Source organism: Actinomyces faecalis (assembly GCF_013184985.2).
Taxonomy (GTDB): Bacteria; Actinomycetota; Actinomycetes; order Actinomycetales; family Actinomycetaceae; genus Actinomyces; species Actinomyces faecalis.
Genome location: NZ_CP063418.1, coordinates 1,400,545 through 1,420,969, shown reverse-complemented (window position 1 = coordinate 1,420,969; position 20,425 = coordinate 1,400,545). Strand labels below are relative to the sequence as shown.

At 72.2% G+C, this 20,425-nt stretch carries 13 protein-coding genes and 1 riboswitch; of the genes, 10 read left to right on the top strand and 3 right to left on the bottom strand.

Annotated features, from left to right (window positions below):
- Positions 1 to 47 precede the first annotated feature (47 nt).
- The 8 genes from HRL51_RS06035 to HRL51_RS06000 all read left to right on the top strand — a co-directional run bounded on the left by HRL51_RS06035 (position 48) and on the right by HRL51_RS06000 (position 15,969).
- Positions 48 to 9,620 (top strand): type I polyketide synthase, encoded by a 9,573-nt coding sequence (locus tag HRL51_RS06035; RefSeq protein ID WP_172192716.1) that lies wholly within the window; start codon positions 48 to 50, stop codon positions 9,618 to 9,620.
- Entirely contained in the window at positions 9,617 to 10,633 is a 1,017-nt protein-coding gene (gene dhaK / locus HRL51_RS06030; protein ID WP_172192593.1) for a dihydroxyacetone kinase subunit DhaK, read from the top strand. The genes HRL51_RS06035 and dhaK overlap by 4 nt, the downstream gene beginning before the upstream one ends.
- Before the next feature lie 5 nt (positions 10,634 to 10,638).
- Positions 10,639 to 11,286, top strand: coding sequence for a dihydroxyacetone kinase subunit DhaL (dhaL, locus tag HRL51_RS06025; protein WP_172192714.1), 648 nt, complete (start codon positions 10,639 to 10,641; stop codon positions 11,284 to 11,286).
- Positions 11,283 to 11,690, top strand: coding sequence for a dihydroxyacetone kinase phosphoryl donor subunit DhaM (gene dhaM / locus HRL51_RS06020; RefSeq protein ID WP_172192591.1), 408 nt, complete (start codon positions 11,283 to 11,285; stop codon positions 11,688 to 11,690). Before dhaL ends, dhaM begins: the two co-directional genes overlap by 4 nt.
- A gap of 30 nt (positions 11,691 to 11,720) precedes the next feature.
- Positions 11,721 to 12,200 carry a holo-ACP synthase AcpS gene (gene acpS / locus HRL51_RS06015; protein ID WP_244960115.1) on the top strand — a complete coding sequence of 160 codons (480 nt, stop codon included), beginning with the start codon at positions 11,721 to 11,723 and terminating at the stop codon, positions 12,198 to 12,200.
- A gap of 42 nt (positions 12,201 to 12,242) precedes the next feature.
- On the top strand, positions 12,243 to 13,724 hold the full coding sequence (gene putP, locus HRL51_RS06010) for a sodium/proline symporter PutP (RefSeq protein ID WP_172120057.1): 1,482 nt from the start codon (positions 12,243 to 12,245) through the stop codon (positions 13,722 to 13,724).
- A 13-nt stretch (positions 13,725 to 13,737) separates the two neighbouring features.
- Positions 13,738 to 13,878: riboswitch (FMN riboswitch) on the top strand.
- A 143-nt stretch (positions 13,879 to 14,021) separates the two neighbouring features.
- Positions 14,022 to 14,822: an ABC transporter permease gene (locus HRL51_RS06005; RefSeq protein WP_172120056.1), complete on the top strand. Its 801-nt coding sequence runs from the start codon at positions 14,022 to 14,024 to the stop codon at positions 14,820 to 14,822.
- A gap of 106 nt (positions 14,823 to 14,928) precedes the next feature.
- The gene (locus tag HRL51_RS06000) at positions 14,929 to 15,969 is read left to right on the top strand and encodes an ABC transporter substrate-binding protein (RefSeq protein ID WP_172192589.1); all 1,041 of its coding nucleotides are present in this window, start codon (positions 14,929 to 14,931) and stop codon (positions 15,967 to 15,969) included.
- Between the two features lie 19 nt (positions 15,970 to 15,988).
- Here the strand turns inward: HRL51_RS06000 and hisG are convergent, their stop codons facing one another.
- The 3 genes from hisG to HRL51_RS05985 are packed head-to-tail and all read right to left on the bottom strand — an operon-like array spanning position 15,989 to position 18,354.
- The gene (gene hisG, locus HRL51_RS05995) at positions 15,989 to 16,834 is read right to left on the bottom strand and encodes an ATP phosphoribosyltransferase (RefSeq protein WP_172120054.1); all 846 of its coding nucleotides are present in this window, start codon (positions 16,832 to 16,834) and stop codon (positions 15,989 to 15,991) included.
- 50 nt (positions 16,835 to 16,884) lie between these two features.
- Positions 16,885 to 17,160, bottom strand: a complete 276-nt coding sequence (locus tag HRL51_RS05990; protein WP_172120053.1) for a phosphoribosyl-ATP diphosphatase — start codon at positions 17,158 to 17,160, stop codon at positions 16,885 to 16,887.
- Between the two features lie 9 nt (positions 17,161 to 17,169).
- Positions 17,170 to 18,354 (bottom strand): DUF3866 family protein, encoded by a 1,185-nt coding sequence (locus tag HRL51_RS05985; protein ID WP_172192587.1) that lies wholly within the window; start codon positions 18,352 to 18,354, stop codon positions 17,170 to 17,172.
- A gap of 22 nt (positions 18,355 to 18,376) precedes the next feature.
- On the opposite strand from HRL51_RS05985, the gene HRL51_RS05980 reads away from it, so the two are divergent.
- Together HRL51_RS05980 and HRL51_RS05975 are read left to right on the top strand one after the other, a co-directional pair.
- The gene (locus tag HRL51_RS05980) at positions 18,377 to 19,363 is read left to right on the top strand and encodes a helix-turn-helix transcriptional regulator (RefSeq protein ID WP_244960114.1); all 987 of its coding nucleotides are present in this window, start codon (positions 18,377 to 18,379) and stop codon (positions 19,361 to 19,363) included.
- Complete coding sequence (locus HRL51_RS05975; protein ID WP_172120051.1) at positions 19,363 to 20,364, top strand: helix-turn-helix transcriptional regulator; 1,002 nt, start codon at positions 19,363 to 19,365, stop codon at positions 20,362 to 20,364. Before HRL51_RS05980 ends, HRL51_RS05975 begins: the two co-directional genes overlap by 1 nt.
- Positions 20,365 to 20,425: the final 61 nt, after the last annotated feature.

The following is a 20,425-nucleotide window of genomic DNA, read 5'->3' as shown; positions in this document are numbered from 1 at the left end:
GCAGCCAGACCAGCAGCCAGGCACGCCGCCAGACAAGCAAGGACACCATGACGACCCGTACCGCCCGCACCACGCTCACTGCCCCCACCGCCGAGGAGGCCTACGTCAGCAGGGATGACCAGTCGGCCTCGGCCACGAGCACCTCCGTAGCCGACCTCCTGGAGGCCGGCGAGCCCTATGTGCTCACCTTCGGCGGCCAGGCCACGCCCTGGCGGGCGACCCTGACGGAGCTGACCGGCACCGACCGTGAGCTGGTCGCCCGGCTGGTGGGGGCCGATGAGGAGGTCTGCCACGTCCTGGCCCCGGTCGCTACCGAGCTGCTGACCATCAGCCCCAGGGGCCTGAGGGTCCTTGACGACGAGGGTGCACCGGTGACGCCTGCGCCCCAGCGCGGCGGGCAGGGTGAGGAGGCGGCGACCTCGGTATCGGGGATCCTGCTGGCCCAGCACGCGGCGCTGCTGACCCTGCCCGGTGCCGGGATCGACGTGACGGGGCGGCACCGGCCAGTGGCCGCCGTCGGCCACTCCCAGGGAGTGCTCGGCGTGGCGCTGCTGACGGCCCTGACCGGGCAGCGTGAGAGCGAGGTCACCGAGGTCCATGCGCTGGCGCGCCTCATCGGCGCCGCGGCGACGCGCGCCACGCGCCGCCAGGGCCTGGGCCCCGTGGGTGAGGCGACGCCGATGCTGTCCGTGCGTGGGGTCACCCGGTCGGTCCTGGAGGAGGTCCTGGGACAGGTCCCGGGGCACGAGGGCCTGACCCTCGCGGTCGTCAACGGTCGCGCGGCGCATATCGTCTCTGGCCGTCCGGACACGCTCCTCCTCCTGGTCTCCGCCCTGGAGACGGCCGCGGCACGCAGCGCGCAGGCTCGCAGGCAGCGGCGGGCGGGCGGGGCGGTCCTCGCACCCGTGACGGAGTTCCTGGCGACCACGGTCCCCTTCCACAGCCCCTTCCTGGCAGCCGCGGTGGACGACGTCGTCACCTGGGCGGGTGCTTGCGGCCTGGACACCGCTGTGGCACGGGACCTGGCCACGGCCGTGCTCACCGACACGGTCGACTGGCCGCAGGTCCTGCGCCAGGCGCTGGGGACGACGACGGCGCTGGGCCTGCGTCCCCGCCTGGTCATGGACCTGGGACCGGGCAGCGTCCTGGCCCGCATCACCTCGCTCGCAGCCGCGGGTACCGGCGTGCGCGTCGTGCCAGCCGGCACGGCGCGCGACCTGGACAGCCTCGACCAGGAGGGTGCCTGCCCGCCGGCGACGGTGGACCGCTCGCGCTATGCCCCGCGCCTGACGCGTCTGCCCGACGGACGCCTCACGCTGGACACGGCCTTCACACGCCTGACAGGACGTTCAGCCGTCCTCCTGGCCGGGATGACACCGACCACGGTCGACCCGCAGATCGTGGCGGCTGCCGCCAACGCGGGCTACTGGGCCGAGCTGGCCGGAGGCGGCCAGACCACCCCGGCGGTGCTGGCCGCCAACCTTGAAGGCCTTAAGGAGCAGCTCGAGCCCGGCCGCACAGCCGCCTTCAACGCGATGTTCATGGACCGCTACCTGTGGAACCTGCACCTGGGCTCCCAGCGCCTGCTGTCCAAGGCACGCGCGGCAGGAGCGCCGGTGGACGGCGTCGTCGTCTCCGCCGGCGTGCCCGAGCTCGACGAGGCGACGGCGCTGCTGGAGCGCCTGCGCGAGGAGGGCTTTACCTACGTGGCCTTCAAGCCGGGCACCGTGGAGCAGATCCGCTCGGTGCTCGCCATCGCCGAGGCTGCGGCGCCGACACCGGTCATCATGCAGGTCGAGGACGGGCACGCCGGGGGACACCACTCCTGGGAGGACCTCGACACCATGCTGCTGGCCACCTACGACGACATCCGCACCCACGACAACGTCGTGCTCTGCGTGGGCGGCGGGATCGGCACGCCTGAGCGGGCTGCTGACTACCTCACCGGGCAGTGGGCCCTGGCCTATGACACGGCCCCGGCACCTGTGGACGGGGTCATGGTCGGCACAGCCGCCATGACGGCGCGTGAGGCCCGCACGAACCCCGACGTCAAGCAGCTGCTCGTGGACACTCCCGGCACCACCGTGCGTGCTCCGGGATCCAGCGGGGCCGACGGCGGCTGGGTCGCCTCCGGCGCGAGCCTGGGCGGGATGACGTCAGGACTGTCCCACCTGCGGGCGGACCTGTACGAGATCGACAACTCCTCAGCGGCTGCCTCCAGGCTCATCCAGCAGCTGGCCGGTGACGAGGCGGCGATGACCGAGCGGCGCGAGGAGCTGGTCCAGGCCCTGGCCCGCACCGCCAAGCCCTACTTCGGTGACGTGGAGAAGATGACCTACCTGGACTGGGCGGCTCGGTACGCCGAGCTGTGCGTGGCCCCGCACCCTGACCGCCCGGCCAGCGAGCAGGACTGGAACGACGAGGGCTGGTACGACCGCTTCCTCGACCTGCTGCACCGTGTCGAGGCACGTCTGGCCCCTGCCGACCACGGACCGGTGGACACGCTCTTCGCCACCGCCAGCGACGTCGTGGACTGCGACGCCGCCCTGGCCGCCCTGGAGCAGCGCTACCCGCAGGCCGCTACCACCGTGGTCAGTCCCGTTGACGCCGCCTGGTTCCCCGGGCTGTGCCGCAAGCACCCCAAGCCTGTGCCCTTCGTGCCGGTGCTCGACGCCGACATCCTGCGCTGGTGGGGGACAGACTCCCTGTGGCAGTCGCAGGACCCGCGCTACAGCGCCGACCAGGTGCGCATCATCCCCGGCCCGGTGTCGGTGGCCGGGATCACGAGCGTGGACGAGCCAGTCAGCCAGATCCTGGGGCGCTTCGAGCAGGCTGCCGTCCAGGTGCTCCAGGACCGGGGTGTCGAGGCCAGGTCGGCGGCCGCCCGGCTGGGCGAGGGCGTGGGCGAGCAGGCGCGGCCGGTCGCTGACGCCGCTGCGCTGGTCCGTCACTCGCCCCACGTCCTGTGGAGCGGGCACCTGACCGTCAACCCCGCACAGGTGCTGGAGGAGGGCACGTACACCGTCGTCAGCCGCCCCGACGTGGCGCAGGACGCCTACGACCTCGACATCCGCCTGGACACGCACTGGGACGACGTCCCAGGTGGCCAGGACGTGCACGCCGTGCGGCACCTCGTGGTCCCGCTGCGGCTGGCCGCCGCCTGGGACGGTGCCGCACCGCTGGTGGACCCCACCCGGATCTCACAGACGATGAACGCCCTCCTGCGGGCCACAGCAGGGGTGGGATCCACGTCCGCCTCCGGCGACCGGGTCACCGCGCTGCCTGCCGTCCAGGCGGCACGTCCCGGTGCTCGTGACGCCCGCGGCGAGGAGGTGACCCAGCCCTTCGGCGTGGTGGCGGACACCTTCACCCTGTCCGCGACCCTCGGGACCGACCACGCCGCCGTCACCGGCCAGGCCCTGTCCACCGGTAAGGACCAGGGGCTGCGACCGGCCCCGCTCGTGCCCGACACGCTGCTGGGGCCGTGCTGGCCGGTGGTCTACGCCGCGCTGGGCAGCGTGGTGGAGGACGGGACGCCGCTCATCGAGGGGCTGCTCGGGGCGGTCCACCTGGACCACACCATCGACCTGCGTCGCAGCCTGGAGGACCTGGCCGCCTGGGCCGCTCCCGGCTCGCGCGTAGCCGTCACCGGCTGGGTCGCGGCCCTGGAGGAGTCCAGCGCCGGAAGGGTCGTGGACGTGCGGCTGGAGCTGCGACAGGCCGCTACTGACGGTGGGCAGGGGGCCGACCAGGACAACGGCACGGCGTCCCCGGGCAGGCAGGGCGAGGTCATCGCCCTGATGCGCGAGCGCTTCGCCATCCGGGGCCGTGCGCACGGCACCTCGGCTCCCAGCCAACCTGCCCCCGCCGGCGGCACGGGCCGGCGCACGGCGCGCTGCGCCCGGCGCCTGCTGCGACGGGTCACGGTCCAGGCCCCGTCTGACATGACGGCCTTCGCACGTGTGAGCGGGGACTACAACCCGATCCACACCAGCTACCACGCTGCTCGTGTGGCCGGGATGCAGGCGCCTCTGGTCCACGGGATGTGGCTGTCGGCCACCGCGCAGCACGCGGTCGCGGCCACTGACGTCACTGGCAGCGGCTTCGTCCTGGAGGGGTGGACCTACGTCATGCTCGGCACGGTCGACCTGGAGGACGAGGTCGAGATCAGCGTGGAGCGTACCGGCCTCGTGGTCGGGGGCGGCTACGTCCTGGAGGTCACCTGCAGGGTCGACGGCGACGTCGTCTCGCGGGGTACCGCCGTGACCGCGCCTGAGCCCACCGCCTACCTCTACCCGGGCCAGGGCGTCCAGACGGCCGGCATGGGGCTGGAGGAGATGAACAGCTCTCGCGCGGCCCGTCAGGTGTGGGAGCGGGCTGACGCCTTCACACGCTCCGAGCTGGGGTTCTCGGTTATTGCCCTGGTGCGGGACAATCCGGTGGAGATGACTGCGCGAGGCGTGACCTACCGCCACCCGGAGGGACTGCTCAACCTCACCCAGTTCACGCAGGTCGCCCTGGCGACGGTGGCGATGGCCTCCACGGCCCGCCTGGCCGAGGCCGGTGCCCTGGTCGAGGACGCGGCCTTCGCAGGCCACTCCCTGGGGGAGTACACGGCTCTGGCCGCCTACGGCCACGTCATGGACGTGGAGACCACGATCGCCATCGTCTTCCAGCGCGGGTCCACGATGCACACGCTCGTCGAGCGTGACGCCCAGGGCCGCTCCGGCTACCGCATGGGTGCCCTGCGTCCCGACCAGGCCGGTGTCACCGCCGGCCAGGTCAAGGACTACGTCGCCTCCGTCGCCGCCAGCAGCGGTGAGTTCCTGCAGGTCGTCAACGAGAACCTGGCTGGTGCCCAGTACGCGGTGGCCGGCACGGTCGCGGGCCTTGAGGCCCTGGCGGCGGACAGCCGTGCCCGGGCCGAGGCACGCGGGGGCAGGAACCCCTTCATGCTCGTGCCCGGCATCGACGTCCCCTTCCACTCCGAGGTCCTGCGCCCGGGAGTACCCGCCTTCCGGCGTCGGCTCCTGGAGCTCGTTCCGCACGACCTGGACTACGAGCGCCTGGTGGGACGCTACGTGCCCAACCTCGTGGCGCGCGCCTTCGAGCTGAGCCGGGACTTTGTCCGCTGCCTGCTCCAGGTCGTCCCCTCCCAGCCGGCGCGGGAGGTGCTGGAGCACTGGCAGGACTGGCAGGAGCGTCCCCGTGAGCTGGCCCGGCTGCTCCTGGTCGAGCTCCTCGCCTGGCAGTTCGCCTCACCGGTGCGCTGGATCGAGACCCAGGACCTGCTCCTGCGCTCGCGTGCTCAGGGTGGCCTGGGCAGGCGCCACCTGGTGGAGGTGGGGCTGGCGGCCTCACCGACCCTGGCCAACCTCGCCTCGCGCACGCTCCTGCTGCCCGAGCACGCCGGACGCCACGTCACGGTCCACAACGTCCGCCGCGACGAGGCCCGGGTGCTGGCGACTGACACCGATCCCGCCGTCAGTGTGGAGGAGACGACCGCACCGGGTGACAGCGCGCCGACCCCGCAGGCCGAGGCCCACGAGGCCGCACCCGCGCCGGCCAGCGCGCCGGTGCCCCAGGACAGGGCGGCTGAGCCACCCGCTGCGCCCACCGATCCCGCCGGACACGCCGTGTCCGGGGCGGGCGTGGCCGACCTGTCCTTCGGTGCGGCTGACGCGCTGACCGTCCTGCTGGCCCACTCCGCCCGGATCGCCCCTGAGCAGATCGGGGCTACCGACACCACCGAGACCCTGACCAACGGCGTCTCCTCACGCCGCAACCAGCTGCTCATGGACATGGGCGCCGAGCTGGAGCTGGCATCGATCGACGGCGCCGCGGACGCGGACATGCCGACCCTGAGCCAGATCGTGTCCAAGGGAGCCCCCGGGTACAAGGCCTTCGGCCCGGTGCTCACCGAGGCCGTACGCTCCAGCCTCGGACGGCTCATGGGGCCGTGCGGACGGCGCGCCTCCTACGTGGGTGAGCGGCTGCGGACGGTCTGGGGCCTGGGCGAGGGCTGGACGGCGCACACCAGCGCGGCCCTCATGCTCGGCACCCGCGAGGGCGTGTCCGTGCGTGGGGGAGAGCTGGCCAGCCTGGGCACCTCGGGCCCGGCGGCCTCGTCGTCCGAGGTCGACGCGCTCATCGACGCTGCTGTCCAGCAGGTGGCCGGCGTCCGCGGGATCAGCGTGGCCAGGGTGAGCTCCTCCGCCTCTGCCGGCTCCGTCGTCGACTCAGCCGCCCTGGACGCCTTCGCCGCCACGGTCACCGGTGAGGACGGCGTGCTCGCCACCACCGCGCGCACGGTGCTCGCGGCCCTGGGACTGAGCGAGCCGGTGCAGGTCGACGACGCCGCGGCCGATGAGGCCGAGGCCACCCGTGCCCTCGTGGCGGCGGTGGACGCCGAGCTCGGGCCGGGATGGCTGAGCTCGGTGACCCCGGCCTTCGACGCCCGCCGGGCGGTTCTCATCGACGACTGGTGGGCCAGCGCCCGAGAGGAGCTGGCACGCCTGGGAGGCGGCGAGACCTCCGTGGAAGAGGCCCGTGACCGCCTGGCGCCGGAGCGCTTCTCCGGTCTGGGACCAGCCGTGGCCGAGCAGGCGGCGTGGTGGCGGGAGCAGGCCAGGCAGGCTGGCGACGGCGAGCGTGCCGAGCTCCTGGAGGCTGTCGCCCGCGCGGCTTGTGAGGCTCCTGAGGAGAAGAAGGCCTGGGCGCACGAGGTCGCTGTCGTCACCGGGGTCGCACCGGGCTCGATCGCGGCGGCCGTGGTCGCAGGGCTGCTGGCCGGGGGAGCGTGCGTCGTCGCGACCGCCTCGCACCTGAGCCACGAGCGCCTGGCCTTCGCCCGCCAGCTCTACCGCGATCACGCCGTGGCCGGTGCGAGGCTGTGGATGGTCCCTGCGAACCTGGCCTCCTACCGGGACGTGGACGCCCTGGCCCACTGGATCGGGCACGAGCAGGTCGTCACCTCGGGCGGCTCCTCGACCGTGGTCAAGCAGGCTCTGGTTCCCACCCTGCTCCTGCCCTTCGCAGCCCCGCGCGTGAGCGGCACGCTGGCCGACGCCGGTCCGGCGGCCGAGTCGCAGACCCGTGTGCTGCTGTGGAGCCTGGAGCGCCAGATCGCCGCTCTCTCGGCGATCGGCGCGGACACCCACGTCAGCTCCCGCCTCCACGTCGTCCTGCCGGGCTCGCCCAACCGCGGCACCTTCGGTGGCGACGGCGCCTACGGAGAGGCCAAGTCCGCCCTGGACGCCGTGGTGAACCGCTGGAGGACGGAGAAGGCGTGGTCAGGACGGGTCACCCTGGCCCACCCCCGGATCGGGTGGGTACGCGGCACCGGCCTCATGGGAGGCAACGACCCGCTCGTCGAGGCCGTGGAGGCCGCAGGCGTGCGTACCTGGTCCACCGACGAGATCGCCCACGAGCTGCTCGCCCTGTGCACGCCTCGCGTGTGTGAGCAGGCGGGGCTCGAGCCGGTCGAGGCTGACCTGACCGGAGGCCTGGGGGACGGGGTCGACCTCGTGGCCCTGCGTGAGCAGGCCGTCGTCACGACGGCGCAGGCCGCGGCCGGGACCTCGGCGCCGGTGACGGTGCCCGCCCTGCCCACCCTGGCCGTCCCCGTCCAGCCCACGGCGCCCCAGTGGGGCGAGGTCAGGGCGAGCCTGGAGGACATGGTCGTCATCGTCTCCACCGGGGAGGTCTCGACCTGGGGCACCTCACGCACGCGTCGCGAGGCCGAGCTGGGGATGGGTGGCGAGGACGACGTCGAGCTCACGGCCGCAGGGGTCCTTGAGCTGGCCTGGGGGATGGGGCTGCTGACCTACCAGGACTCGCCCAGGGCCGGCTGGTACGACGCCGAGGGCGAGATCGTGCCCGAGGAGGAGGTGTACGAGCGCTACAGGGACGAGGTCGTGGCCCGCTGCGGTATCCGCGAGCTCGTCGACGACGGCCTCGTCGCGCCCGACACCGAGATCGACGCCACCGTCTACCTCGACCGCGACATCACCCTCACGGTCGCCGACGAGGCCACGGCCCGCTCGGTCCAGGCGGCGGACCCCGCTCACACGCGGGTGGCGCCCCAGGAGGGCACGGGGGAGTGGACGGTGACCTGCCTGGCTGGGTGCCTCGCCCGGGTCCCGCGCCGTGCCACGCTCTCGCGCAGGGTGGGAGGGCAGGTGCCCGAGGGCTTCGACCCCTCGCGCTGGGGGATCCCCGCGACCATGGTCGAGGGGATGGACCCCGTTGCCGCATGGAACCTGGTGACGGCGGTCGAGGCCTTCCTGTCCGCCGGCTTCAGCCCGGCCGAGCTGCTGCAGGCGGTCCACCCCAGCGACGTCGCCTCCACCCAGGGCACGGGCTTTGGCGGCATGGAGTCCATGCGCAAGATGTTCGTCGGCCGACTGCTGGACGAGGACCGTCCCTCCGACATCCTCCAGGAGGCCCTGCCCAACGTCGTCGCCGCCCACGTCATGCAGTCCTACGTCGGCGGCTACGGCTCCATGGTCCAGCCCGTCTCAGCCTGCGCCACGGCAGCGGTGTCGATCGAGGAGGCCTGGGACAAGATCGCGCTGGGCAAGGCCGAGGTCGTCGTGGCCGGTGCCATCGACGACATCTCGGTGGAGTCCGTGGTGGGCTTCGGTGACATGAACGCCACCGCGCAGACGGAGGCTATGTACGCCCAGGGCATCAGCGCACGCCACTTCTCCCGGGCCAACGACCGCCGTCGTGGAGGCTTCGTGGAGGCGGAGGGCGGCGGTACGGTCATCCTGGCGCGTGCCACCGTGGCGGTCGAGCTGGGGCTGCCGGTGGCCGGAGTCGTCGGCTTCGCCTCCTCCTACGCCGACGGCGCCCACACCTCGATCCCTGCCCCCGGGCTGGGGGCCCTGGCAGCGGGCCGGGGCGGGAAGGGCTCGCGCCTGGCCCGGGCCCTGGCGGACCTCGGGGTCGAGGCTGACGACATCGCCGTGGTCTCCAAGCACGACACCTCGACCAAGGCCAACGACCCCAACGAGTCCGAGCTGCACACACGGCTGGCCCGGGCCCTGGGACGTACTCCTGGCAACCCGCTGGTCGCCGTGTCCCAGAAGTCCGTGACCGGCCACGCCAAGGGCGGGGCGGCCCTGTTCCAGGTGACCGGGCTCACCGAGGTGCTGGCCACCGGGGTGGCCCCGGGCAACGCCAGCCTGGACGTGGTGGACCCGGCGATGGAGGCTGACGCCTTCTGGGTGTGGCCGCGTACGCCGATGAGGCTGTCGGGACGGGGCGGCGTGGTCCGTGCCGGGCTGGTGACCTCCCTGGGCTTCGGACACGTCTCGGGGCTCATCGCCCTGGTCCACCCCGGTGCCTTCGAGGCGGCGCTGCGCCAGCGCGGCGGGCAGGGCGCGGTGCAGGAGTGGCTGGACCGCGCCAACGCGCGTCTGGCCGCCGGTGCCAGACGGAGGCTGGCCGGCATGATCGGTCGCGTGCCACTGTTCGAGGAGGTTCGCGCACGCCGTCTGGGACAGGCGGCGGACGGGCACGACCCGCACGAGGTCGAGGCGGCCATGCTGCTGGACCCCTGCGCACGGCTGGGATCCGACGGCGTGTACCACATGGGTACTAGGCTGGTGCCATGAAAAAACTCATCAATGATGCTGAGAACGTCGTCGTCGACTCCCTGGTCGGTCTGGCTGCCGCCCACCCGGACCAGCTGAGGATCGACCTCGATGCCCGTGTGGTCTACCGCGCCGTCCCGAAGGAGGCGGGGAGGGTCGCGCTGGTCTCGGGCGGGGGAAGCGGGCACGAGCCGTTGCACTGCGGCTTCGTGGGCACCGGCATGCTCGACGCCGCCTGCGCCGGGGAGGTCTTCACCTCCCCGGTGCCCGACCAGATCGCGGCCGCCACCAAGGCGGTTGACCGCGGGGCCGGCGTGCTCCACATCGTCAAGAACTACACCGGCGACGTCATGAACTTTGAGATGGCGGCCGAGCTGGTGGCGATGGAGGGAGGTCCCGAGGTGGCTACGGTGCTCGTGGCTGACGACGTCGCGGTTGAGGACTCCCTCTACACCACCGGGCGGCGGGGCGTGGGGGCCACTCTCGTGGTCGAGAAGGTCGCCGGTGCCGCTGCAGAGGCGGGCTACAGCCTGGAACAGGTCCGGGAGGTCGCCCAGCGGGTGGCTGACTGCTCCCGCTCGATGGGGATGGCACTGACCTCGTGCACCGTCCCGGCCAACGGCAAACCTTCCTTTGACCTAGCCGACGACGAGATCGAGATCGGCATCGGCATCCACGGTGAGCCAGGCCGGCGCCGCGCGCCGATGATGACGGCCTCCCAGGTGGCCAGTGAGCTGGTCGAGCCCCTCCTGGCCGAGCTGCCCGGCTCTCAGACCGGCCACGGCGTCATCGCCCTGCTCAACGGCATGGGTGCCACTCCGCTGCTGGAGCTGTACCTCATGTACGGCGAGGTCAAGGCACTACTGGATGAGGCGGGGGTCACGGTTGAGCGCAACCTGGTGGGCTCCTACGTCACGAGCCTGGACATGGCGGGCTGTGCCCTGACACTGGTACGGGCCGATGAGGAGGTCCTGCGCCTGTGGGACGCCCCGGTGCGTACAGCGGCGCTGTCCTGGACGGAGGGCGGCAAGTGAGCACGATGCTAGACGCACAGGCGGTGCGGGAGTGGATCAGTCGGGCCGGGAAGCTGGTAGCCGCCAACGAGCATGAGCTCACCGAGCTCGACGCCGCCGTCGGCGACGCTGACCACGGGGCCAACATGCGCCGCGGCTTCCAGGCGGCGGTGCAGGCCATGGATGATCCCGCCCTGACCACGCCCGCGCAGGTGCTCAAGAAGGTCGCGATGACCCTGATCTCCACCATCGGAGGCGCCTCCGGCCCGCTGTACGGCACGTTCTTCCTGCGCATGGCCGCCGAGTGCGGGGAGTGCTCGCAGCTCGATCTGGCGGCGTTGGGCCGGGCGGTGGGAGCCGGCACAGCCGGCATCCAGGCCCGGGGCCGCTCCCAGGCGGGGGAGAAGACCATGCTTGACGCCTGGCTGCCCGCCCTCGAAGCGTTGCAGGGTGAGACGGACCTGGTGGCGGGCACGGCTGCGGCCGCCCGTGCCGCCGAGGCGGGCCGGGCAGCCACGGAGTCGATGCTGGCGACCAAGGGCCGCGCCTCCTACCTGGGGGAGCGCTCGGTCGGTCATATCGACCCGGGTGCGGCCTCGACCGCCCTGATCCTCCAGGCTTTGGCTGAGGCCGCCCAGGCTGTCCCAGACCAGGACCAGGAGCAGGACGCATGAGCGGGATCGTCGTCGTCTCCCACTCCCGCCCACTCGCCGAGGCGGCAGTGGCCCTGGTGGCTGGGCTCGTACCAGGCCTGGAGGTGCGTCTCCAGATCGCTGCCGGGACGCCGGACGGAGGTCTGGGCACGGACCCCACCGATGTCGTGGCCGCGATCGAGGCCGTTGACGACGGCGAGGGCGTCCTGGTCCTGGCAGACGTGGGCAGCGGGGTCATGAGCGCCCAGATGGCGCTGGAGCTGATCGGGCCGGAGCTGGCAGAGCGTGCGGTTGTCAGTCCGGCCCCGCTGGTCGAAGGGCTGCTGGCCGCCTATGCCGCTGCCGGCACCGGCTGCTCCTTCACGCACGTCTGTGAGCGGGCCGCCAGCGCGGCGGCAGACAAACAGGCACAGGTCGAGGGCTGAGGCCTGGGCCCGCACCTGCCCGGCGTCCCAGTGCCGGACGGACAGGTCCTCGGGGTGGGGACGGACCTCGTTCACGTCCCCACCCTGGCCGCGCAGCTCACCCAGCCAGGGACCGTGCTCGCCGAGCGCGCCTTCACGGCGAGGGAACGACGTGAGGTACTGCGTCGGGCCCAGGAGACCGGCTCGGACGAGGCGGAGCACCTGGCGGCGCGCTGGGCGGCCAAGGAGGCCTGCGTCAAGGCCTGGTCCCAGGCGGCCTGCACGGTGGCCGGCCGGGCAGTGGCTCCGGTTCTGGCGCCTGAGGAGGTGGACTGGCGGGAGATCGAGGTCCTCAGCGACCGCTGGCACCGCCCCGTCCTGCGTCTGACGGGCGAGGTCTCACGTGCCATGGCGGCCTCCGTGTCGTCGGCGGAGGGTAAGGGCCCGCGCTGGCTGGTCTCGCTGACGCATGACGAGGACTGGGCGGGCGCCGTCGTCCTTGCCCTAGCAAGAGGGACTATCGTCCTGTAGCCTGCCGGTCACCCCCTCCCGACGGCAGACAAGGATGTAGCCATGACTGACGCGACCTACCAGGCCATTGCCATGATTATCTACTTCGTGGGCATGCTGGCCATCGGCGGCTGGGCCTACGGACGCAACCACGACCTGGACGACTACATGCTCGCCGGACGTGGCCTGGGTCCCTGGGTCGCCGCCCTCAGCGCCGGGGCCTCGGACATGTCCGGCTGGCTCCTGATGGGTCTGCCCGGCGCCCTGTACGTCTCTGGTCTCGTGGAGTCCTGGATCGCCATCGGCCTGACGGTGGGGGCGTGGCTGAACTGGAGGTACGTGGCCCCGCGGCTGCGCAGCTATACCGAGGTCGCCAGGAACTCCATCACGATCCCGAGCTTTCTTGACAACCGTCTCCATGACGACCGCCACCTGCTGCGCTGGGCCAGCGGCATCATCATCCTGGTCTACTTCACCTTCTACGTCTCCTCCGGCATGGTGGCCGGGGGCGTCTTCTTCGAGAACTCCTTCGGCATGGACTACCACCTCGGGATGGTTCTCGTCGCTGCGATCACGGTGGTCTACACCCTGGTCGGCGGCTTCCTGGCGGTGTCCTACACCGACTTCGTCCAGGGGCTGATGATGGTGGCCGCCCTGGTCATGGTGCCGGTGGTAGGCGTCATGGCGCTGGGAGGCCCGGCCCAGGTCATGGAGACCGTGCACGAGGTCGACCCCGGCTACTGGGCGATGATCGGTCCCTCCGTCACCGTGGTAGGCGTCATCTCCTCACTGGCATGGGGCCTGGGCTACTTCGGGCAGCCGCACATCATCGTGCGCTTCATGGCGATCCGCAGCGCACAGGAGGCCAGGGCCGGCCGCCGCATCGGCATCGGCTGGATGCTCTTCGCGGTCGGCGGTGCGTGTGCCACGGCGGTGGTGGGAGTGGCGCAGTACCACCGTGATCCCGCGGCGCTGGCGGAGCCGGAGGCCGTGTTCCTCGCGCTGGGCCAGCTCCTGTTCCACCCGCTGATCGCCGGCCTCCTCCTGTCAGCGATCCTGGCGGCCATCATGTCCACGGTCGCCTCCCAGCTCCTCGTGACCTCCTCGGCCCTCATCGAGGACCTCTACGGAGTGGTCACCAGGAGGAAGGTGACCGGTGGCAGGCTGGTGCTCTACTCACGCATGAGCGTGGCCGCCATCGCGACCGTGGCCGCGCTGCTGGCCTGGGAGCGCAACGACACCATCCTGGCCCTCGTCGCCTTCGCCTGGGCCGGGTTCGGTGCGTCCTTCGGCCCGACCGTCCTGCTGTCGCTGTACTGGAGGCGCCTGACCACGGTGGGAGCCTTCGCCGGCATGGTCACCGGCGCCGTCGTGGTCATGGTGTGGGGCAACCTGTCCGGAGGGATCTTTGAGCTCTACGAGATCCTGCCCGGGTTCCTCGCCAACCTCGCCGTAGCGGTGGGAGTCTCGCTCACGCACCAGCCTGCGCCTGAGGTGGCGCAGGAGTTTGACGAGGCAGTTGCCCTGGCTGCGCCACGAGGATAGGGTCTGTCCAAGCAACGTGCTCCGGGGTCGGTGAAAGTCCGAGCCGGCGGTAACAGTCCGCGACCCGTGCTCGTGCCCCGCCGGGGCACGGACACGGCTGAGCTGGTGGAACTCCAGCACCGACGGTGAGAGTCCGGATGGGAGGAAGCACGAGGCGCTCGGTACCCGGCGCCCGCCGCGTCACGCGGTGGGGACGGCGTCGCCCACCGTGCGTCCGGCAGGCCTGAGCGGCTTTCCTGCATCACCCCGGAGCCGTCCCGGGGAGGCGCCCCGGGACAGGACCCGGGAGCTGCTGCCATGCCACTGACCGTGACACGCCGTTCGTCCGTGCGTGTGCCGACCCCGGTGCCCGCCCTGGCGCTGGGCGTGGTGCTCGTGGCTGCGTGGTGGCTGGTAGGCGTGAGCGGGTGGGTGCCCAAGGTCTTTCTGCCCGCTCCCCAGGACGTCGCCCGGAGGCTGTGGCTCGCGCTGACCCAGGGCGGGCTGGCTGGCTACGCCTGGGTGACGATGCGCGAGGCCCTGCTGGGGTGCCTGACGGCCACCTGCCTGTCCCTGCCGCTGGCCTGGGCGCTGTTCCACTGGCCCCGCTTCTCACACACGGTCCTGCCCTACGTGGCGGCCTCACAGGCCGTGCCGGCGATCGCCATCGCCCCGCTGCTCGTGCTGTGGATCGGCTACGGCACGCTGCCGGTGGTGCTCCTGTGCACGCTGATGGTGTTCTTCCCCATCACCGTCACGGTGCTGCTGGGACTGCGCGGTCTGGACACCGACGTCCTGGACGCGGCGCGGTTGGACGGGGCTCACGGTCTGTCCATGGTGACGCGCATGGAGCTGCCGATGGCACTGCCAGCGATCCTGTCCGGGCTGCGTACAGGCTTCACGCTGTCGGTCACGGGCGCTGTCGTCGGTGAGATGACGATGGGAGGCCAGGGCCTGGGCATGGTCCTGTCCCACCAGCGTGACGCCGTCGACACAGCCGGCCTGTTCTCGACCATCGCGCTGCTGTGCGTCATGGCGATGTCCATCCACTGGTGCCTGCACGAGGCCGAGAGGCGCAGCCGTGTGGTGGACTCAATGCGCGGCCGACGTGCCACCTGAGCCTGCCTGGAGGCACCAGGCCTGCAGCGCCTCACCCCCTGCTCCTCCCGCGTCCCACCCACCCTCATTCTGCTCCCCTTCACCGACAACCTCACAGGAGCCTGACATGACCACCCTCAGCCGACGCCACCTCATCCACCTGGCAACCGTCGCCAGCGCCACGGGAGTGCTGGCCGCCTGCTCCTCAGGAACCGCCGCCCGCTCACGGGCTTCAGGCGCCTCCGGCGTGGCCGCCGGTAAGGACGCTGGGTCCTCGGGCCTGACCATCGGCATGAGCTACACGCCTAACGTCCAGTTCGCTCCCTTCTACATGGCCGCGCACCAGGGGCGGTACGCCGAGTCCGTCACCCTGCGTCACCACGGTGCCCAGGAAGGGCTGTTCGACGCCCTGCTGGCCGGCACCGAGCAGCTCGTCGTCGCCGGGGCCGACGAGGCGGTCGTGGCGGCCTCGGGCGGGGCCGGGCTCGTCGTCGTCGGCGGCTACTACCAGGCCTACCCGGGCTGCGTCATCGTGCCCGAGGACTCCCAGATCAGCAGCCTGGCAGACCTGGCGGGCCGGACGGTGGGGCTGCCGGGTCGCTTCGGGGAGAACTGGTTCGCCCTCCAGGTCGCCCTGGACAGCGCCGGCCTGAGCGAGTCCGACCTTGAGGTCCAGGAGATCGGCTACACCCAGCAGGCGGCCCTGGTGACGGGGAAGGTGGACGCCATCGTCGGTTTCAGCAACAACGACGCCGTCCAGATCAGCCTGGCCGGCACACCCGTGCGCACCCTGGCCGTCGCGGAGGAGGTGCCGCTGGTCGGCGCGAGCCTGGTGACCACGCCGGAGGTTCTCGGGGCCCGCCGTGAGGAGCTGGCTGCGGCGGTGGCAGCCAGTGTCTCCGGCATGGAGTCCTTCGTCGCTGACCCGGACGGCGCGGTCGAGGCGACCAAGGCGTACGTGAGCGACCTCGTGGACGCCGACCAGGCCGCGAACGCCCGGGCCGTGGCCGTGGCCACCGCCGAGCTGGTCGCCCCTGCTGGCTCGAGCACCAGCACCGGGTCGGTCTCAGACGAGCAGGTGGCGGCCATGATCGCCTTCCTGGACGATCATGACCTGCTCACCGGCGCTGCTCCCAGCCTCCGGTCGGTGTGCGACCCGCTGGTCTAGGAGGCAGCAGGTCGGTGCGCTACAGCCGGCAGGCCAGGAGCGAGGAGACGAGGATGGCGCGCGCACCGACCTCGTAGAGCTCGTCCATGACGCGGTTCATGTCCGCGCGCGGCACCATCGACCGCACCGCGACCCAGTCCGGGTTCTGGAGGGGGGAGACCGTCGGGGACTCCAGTCCTGGCGTGATCGCCGTGGCCAGGTGCAGGTCGTTCATACGCACGTCGTAGTCGATGAGGACGTAGGAGCGCGCCCGCATGACGCCCTCCAGCCGGCGCACGAGCGTGGCCAGGCCGGGCTCGTCGCGGTAGGCCTGCGTGGTGATGAGCACGGCCTCGCTAGTGAGGATGGGCTCGCCGAAGACCTCCAGTCCGGCGGCACGTAGCGTCGTGCCGGTCTCGACGACGTCGGCGATGAGATCGGCTACGCCCAGCTGGACGGAGGACTCCACCGCGCCGTCCAGGTGGACGGTGGTGGCCTCGATCCCCTGGGCGGCCAGGAAGTCACGGACCAGGACGTCGTAGGAGGTGGCCACCCGCTTGCCGGTCACGTCATCCAGCGAGCTCATGGTGCCGGCGGGGGCGGCAAAGCGGAAGGTCGAGCGCGCGAAGCCCAGAGCCAGGTGCTCCACGGCCTCGACGCCGGAGTCCAGGAGCAGGTCGCGCCCGGTGATCCCGGCATGGACCGTTCCCTGACCCACGTAGACGGCGATGTCACGCGGGCGCAGGAAGAACAGCTCGACCTCGTTGGCCTCGTCGATGAGGACGAGCTCACGGCCGGTGCGGCGGGTACGGTAGCCCGCCTCCTTGAGCATGGTGGTGGCGGGCTCGGACAGGGAGCCCTTGTTGGGCACGGCGATACGCAGCACGGTGGTGTTCTCCGGGGTGTCGGGAGGTCAGGTGGGGAGCGGACGACAGGTCACAGGTACCTGTAGACGTCCGCCAGGGTATAGCCCTTGGCGATCATCATGACCTGCGCGTGGTAGAGCAGCTGGCTGATCTCCTCGCAGGCGGCCTCGTCCGACTCGTGCTCGCAGGCCATCCAGGACTCAGCCGCCTCCTCCACCAGCTTCTTGCCGATGAAGTGCACGCCCTTGTCCAGCTCAGCGACCGTGCCCGAGCCCTCAGGACGGGACGCGGCCTTCTCGGACAGCTCGGCGAACAGAGACTCAAAGGTCTTGACATCATGGGTCATGGCCTCAGGTTAGTGCACCCCACCGACAAGGTCAGCCGCGTACCGACCGGCGGCTGCCGCGGTGACGAAGGCCGCGGTGTCCTCCTCCAGACCACGTCCCATGGTGGACAGGCGCACGCCGGTGGCGGCCTCGACCTCGCCCAGGGCCGGGAGCAGGCCGTCAGCGGGCACGGTGACCAGACGGTGGCGGCGTCCCTCACGGCGAGGGGCGCACAGCGCCTCGGCCTGGGAGCGCACCTGCACGCCGAGCTCGCCGTCCAGGACGGGCACGACGACGTCGGCGTCGGCCAGAGCCACCCTGCCAAAGGCCGTCAGGCTGTGGTGGGAGACCCCCTGGTGGCGCTCACGCGCGTCCGCCTGCGAGACGCGCAGGCAGGCCACCGCTCGTCCGCCCAGGACCGCGGCGGCGTTGACCGCCTCCCCACAGGCCACCCCGGAGAAGCCCCAGGGGGTGTCCGTACCGAGGTTGCCCGGGCCCTGGATGACGACGGCGACCTCGGCCCCCAGCACGTGCCTCGCGGCGAGCAGGGCGTTGTGGAGGCTGACCGCCTCCAGGTCCCCGCCCCACGCCTGGCCGCAGGTGACCGTCCCCGCGAGCCACCCTGCCTGGCTGAGCCCGGCGACCGCGCGGGAGTAGGCCGCAGGCAGCGCACCGCCGTCGGTCATGACGTAGACGGTGCGTGGACGCTGCCGGACGGGGACCAGGACCGCGGACCCGGTCGGGCAGGCCAGGCCTGCCAGGACTGCAGGCAGGCTGGAGTGCAGGTCCGCGACGACGACGGGCATGCCCTCCAGGCCCAGCGCGCCGGCCGGGGCGGAGAGCAGGTCGTGGTGCGCCGTCCCCTGCTCGTCCACGCCCTGGACCATGACCTGGTCAGGCATGTACCGCGCCTTGACCAGGTGGCCGGGGGCGGGGGAGTCCTCAGGCAGCACCTCCAGGCGGGCGCTGACCATGGCGTGCCCGCCCGTCCCGAGCCCACGCGCCAGCGCGGAGACCTCGAGCCTGACGTGCTCGCCCGGCCCAGGAAGGCCGGTCACCTGCTCGTAGGCCACCGCACGGACGTCCTGCCCGGCAGGGAGCGCCAGGGCGCCGACAGGGGCTGCCGTCAGGCGCACGCTCAGCTCGGCACAGCGCCGAGGGGGCCGTCCCCACACCCGCCGCTGCCCGAGCACCTCGCCGTCGCGCCACATCACGGACCCAGCCTAGGCTGATCCCGTGACCACGAGCCCCCACGTCCGCGCCGAGGAGAGGCAGATCAACCTCCTGCTGGCCCTGCGCGCCACGCAGACAGGTCTGAGCGCCACAGAGGTCGTCACGCGCGTCGAGGGCTACGACCCTGAGGCCGGCGAGTCGGCGCGCCGGATGTTTGAGCGCGACAAGAACGAGCTGCGCGCCCTGGGCGTGCCGATCCTCGTCACCGGCCCGGACACGCAGCCCCGCTACCGGGTGGACGAGGACTCCTACGCCCTGCCTCCGCTGCGCCTGGACGCCGAGCAGGCGGCGGCGATCGAGCTGGCGGCCTCCGCCTGGCGCGACGGCGAGCTCCCTGCGGCGGCCAGGAGAGCACTGACCAAGCTACGAGCGGTGTCCGGCTCCCAGGGCGAGGGCGGGACCCAGGAGACCGGCGCGCTGACCGACCTCACCGTGGACCTGGCTGGTCGTGAGGTCCCGGCAGAGCTGGCCGCCGCCGTCGACGAGCGCCGGGTGGTGGCCTTCGACTACACCTCGGCCTCCTCCGGACACCGGCGCCGACGCACGGTCGAGCCGGAGAGACTGTGGATGCGCGAGGGCGCCTGGTACCTGGAGGGACGTGACAGGCAAGCGGGCGAGCGCCGTACCTTCCGGCTGGCACGTCTGAGCGGCGGGGTCGAGGTGCTCACCGGCCCCGGCGCCTTCGAGCCGGCTGAGCCGCGCCAGGACCGTGGGCACAGCGCGGTCCTGGCGCTGCGCCCAGGGCGGGGCCTGGCGCTGCGCGCCCGCGCGCAGCGCCAGGAGCGTCGGGTCGAGGGGTACGACGTCGTGCGCGTGGGCTATGACGACCTCTTCTCCTTCGCCGGCTCCCTGGCAGCCCTGGGCGACGGCGTGCTCGTGCTGGAGCCGGCAGGGCTCCACGACCTGGTCCGTGAGCACCTGCGGGGCGCGGCAGCGCTGGCAGGTAGCCAGCAGGCGAGCACGGACGCGGTGCGGCAGGAGGAACGCTGATGGGACGCCCGAACGCGGCTGACCGGTTGCTGCGCCTGCTCGCGCTCCCTGCCTGGGTGGCGGCCAACCCCGGGGCCACGGTCGAGGAGGCGGCCAGGCACTTTGGTGTGAGCGTGGAGACGATCACTCGTGACGTCGAGGCGCTGTGGGTGTCCGGTCCCCGCGACGCCATGCCGGACGAGCTCGTGGACTTCGACGCCCTGGAGCTGGAGGAGGGCAGGCTGCGGCTGACGACCTCGCTCGGTCTGGACCAGCCGCTGCGGCTGACGAGCGGGGAGGCACGGGCGCTGCGGCTCTCGCTGCGGGTCCTGGCGTCCCTGCTGGAGGAGGACCCGCGCTCACGCGCCCAGCTCCAGCGTGCGGAGCAGGCGCTGGCCGGCCTGCTCGGTCACGCCCGGGTGGTGACCTCCGACCAGGGCCACGAGGCGGCTGAGGAGCTGCCGGGGCCTGCCGCCCTGGCCGTGGTGCGTCAGGCGCTGGCCAGCCGCCGCCGGCTGCGGCTGGTCTACGTGGACGCCGCCGACCGACGCACCGAGCGTGAGGTCGACCCGGAGGAGCTGGAGTCGGACGGCTCGTACCTGTACCTGCGTGCCTGGTGCCTGCGGGCCCGGGACGAGCGCAGCTTCCGGCTCGACCGCGTCCTGGAGGCCGAGGTCCTCGACGTCCCCGCCGCGGCGCACCGGGTGGCCCGTAGCCCGCGCGCCCGGGCAGCACGTCGGGAACGTGAGAAGGCTGACACACGTCAGCGACGCGCGACCCTCTACCTCGACCCTCGCGGACGCTGGCTGACCGAGCAGGTGCCGTGCGAGTCGGTGACGCAGGGCGAGGACGGCACGCTCGCCGTCGTCGTCGCGGGCCGGGACGACCAGTGGCTGACTGGCCTCGTGCTGTCCTGCGGACGCCACCTTCGAGGGGTCGAGCCGCCCGGGCTGGCACAGCGCGCGGCCGAGGCCGCACGGCGCGCGCTGGCCGCGGACGACACGCTCGGCGTGAGGGACTGAGCCGCTTGAGGATCCCGTGCGCTGCCTACGCCGACGGGGGAACACGGACGAACGCGTGCTG

What these genes read in the sequence shown, in the direction of transcription:
- HRL51_RS06035 (WP_172192716.1), top strand. Translation starts at nt 48, where the DNA reads ATGACGACCCGTACCGCCCGCACCACGCTCACTGCCCCCACCGCCGAG.
- dhaK (WP_172192593.1), top strand. Translation starts at nt 9,617, where the DNA reads ATGAAAAAACTCATCAATGATGCTGAGAACGTCGTCGTCGACTCCCTG.
- dhaL (WP_172192714.1), top strand. Translation starts at nt 10,639, where the DNA reads ATGCTAGACGCACAGGCGGTGCGGGAGTGGATCAGTCGGGCCGGGAAG.
- dhaM (WP_172192591.1), top strand. Translation starts at nt 11,283, where the DNA reads ATGAGCGGGATCGTCGTCGTCTCCCACTCCCGCCCACTCGCCGAGGCG.
- putP (WP_172120057.1), top strand. Translation starts at nt 12,243, where the DNA reads ATGACTGACGCGACCTACCAGGCCATTGCCATGATTATCTACTTCGTG.
- HRL51_RS06005 (WP_172120056.1), top strand. Translation starts at nt 14,022, where the DNA reads ATGCCACTGACCGTGACACGCCGTTCGTCCGTGCGTGTGCCGACCCCG.
- HRL51_RS06000 (WP_172192589.1), top strand. Translation starts at nt 14,929, where the DNA reads ATGACCACCCTCAGCCGACGCCACCTCATCCACCTGGCAACCGTCGCC.
- HRL51_RS05990 (WP_172120053.1), bottom strand. Translation starts at nt 17,160, where the DNA reads ATGACCCATGATGTCAAGACCTTTGAGTCTCTGTTCGCCGAGCTGTCC.
- HRL51_RS05975 (WP_172120051.1), top strand. Translation starts at nt 19,363, where the DNA reads ATGGGACGCCCGAACGCGGCTGACCGGTTGCTGCGCCTGCTCGCGCTC.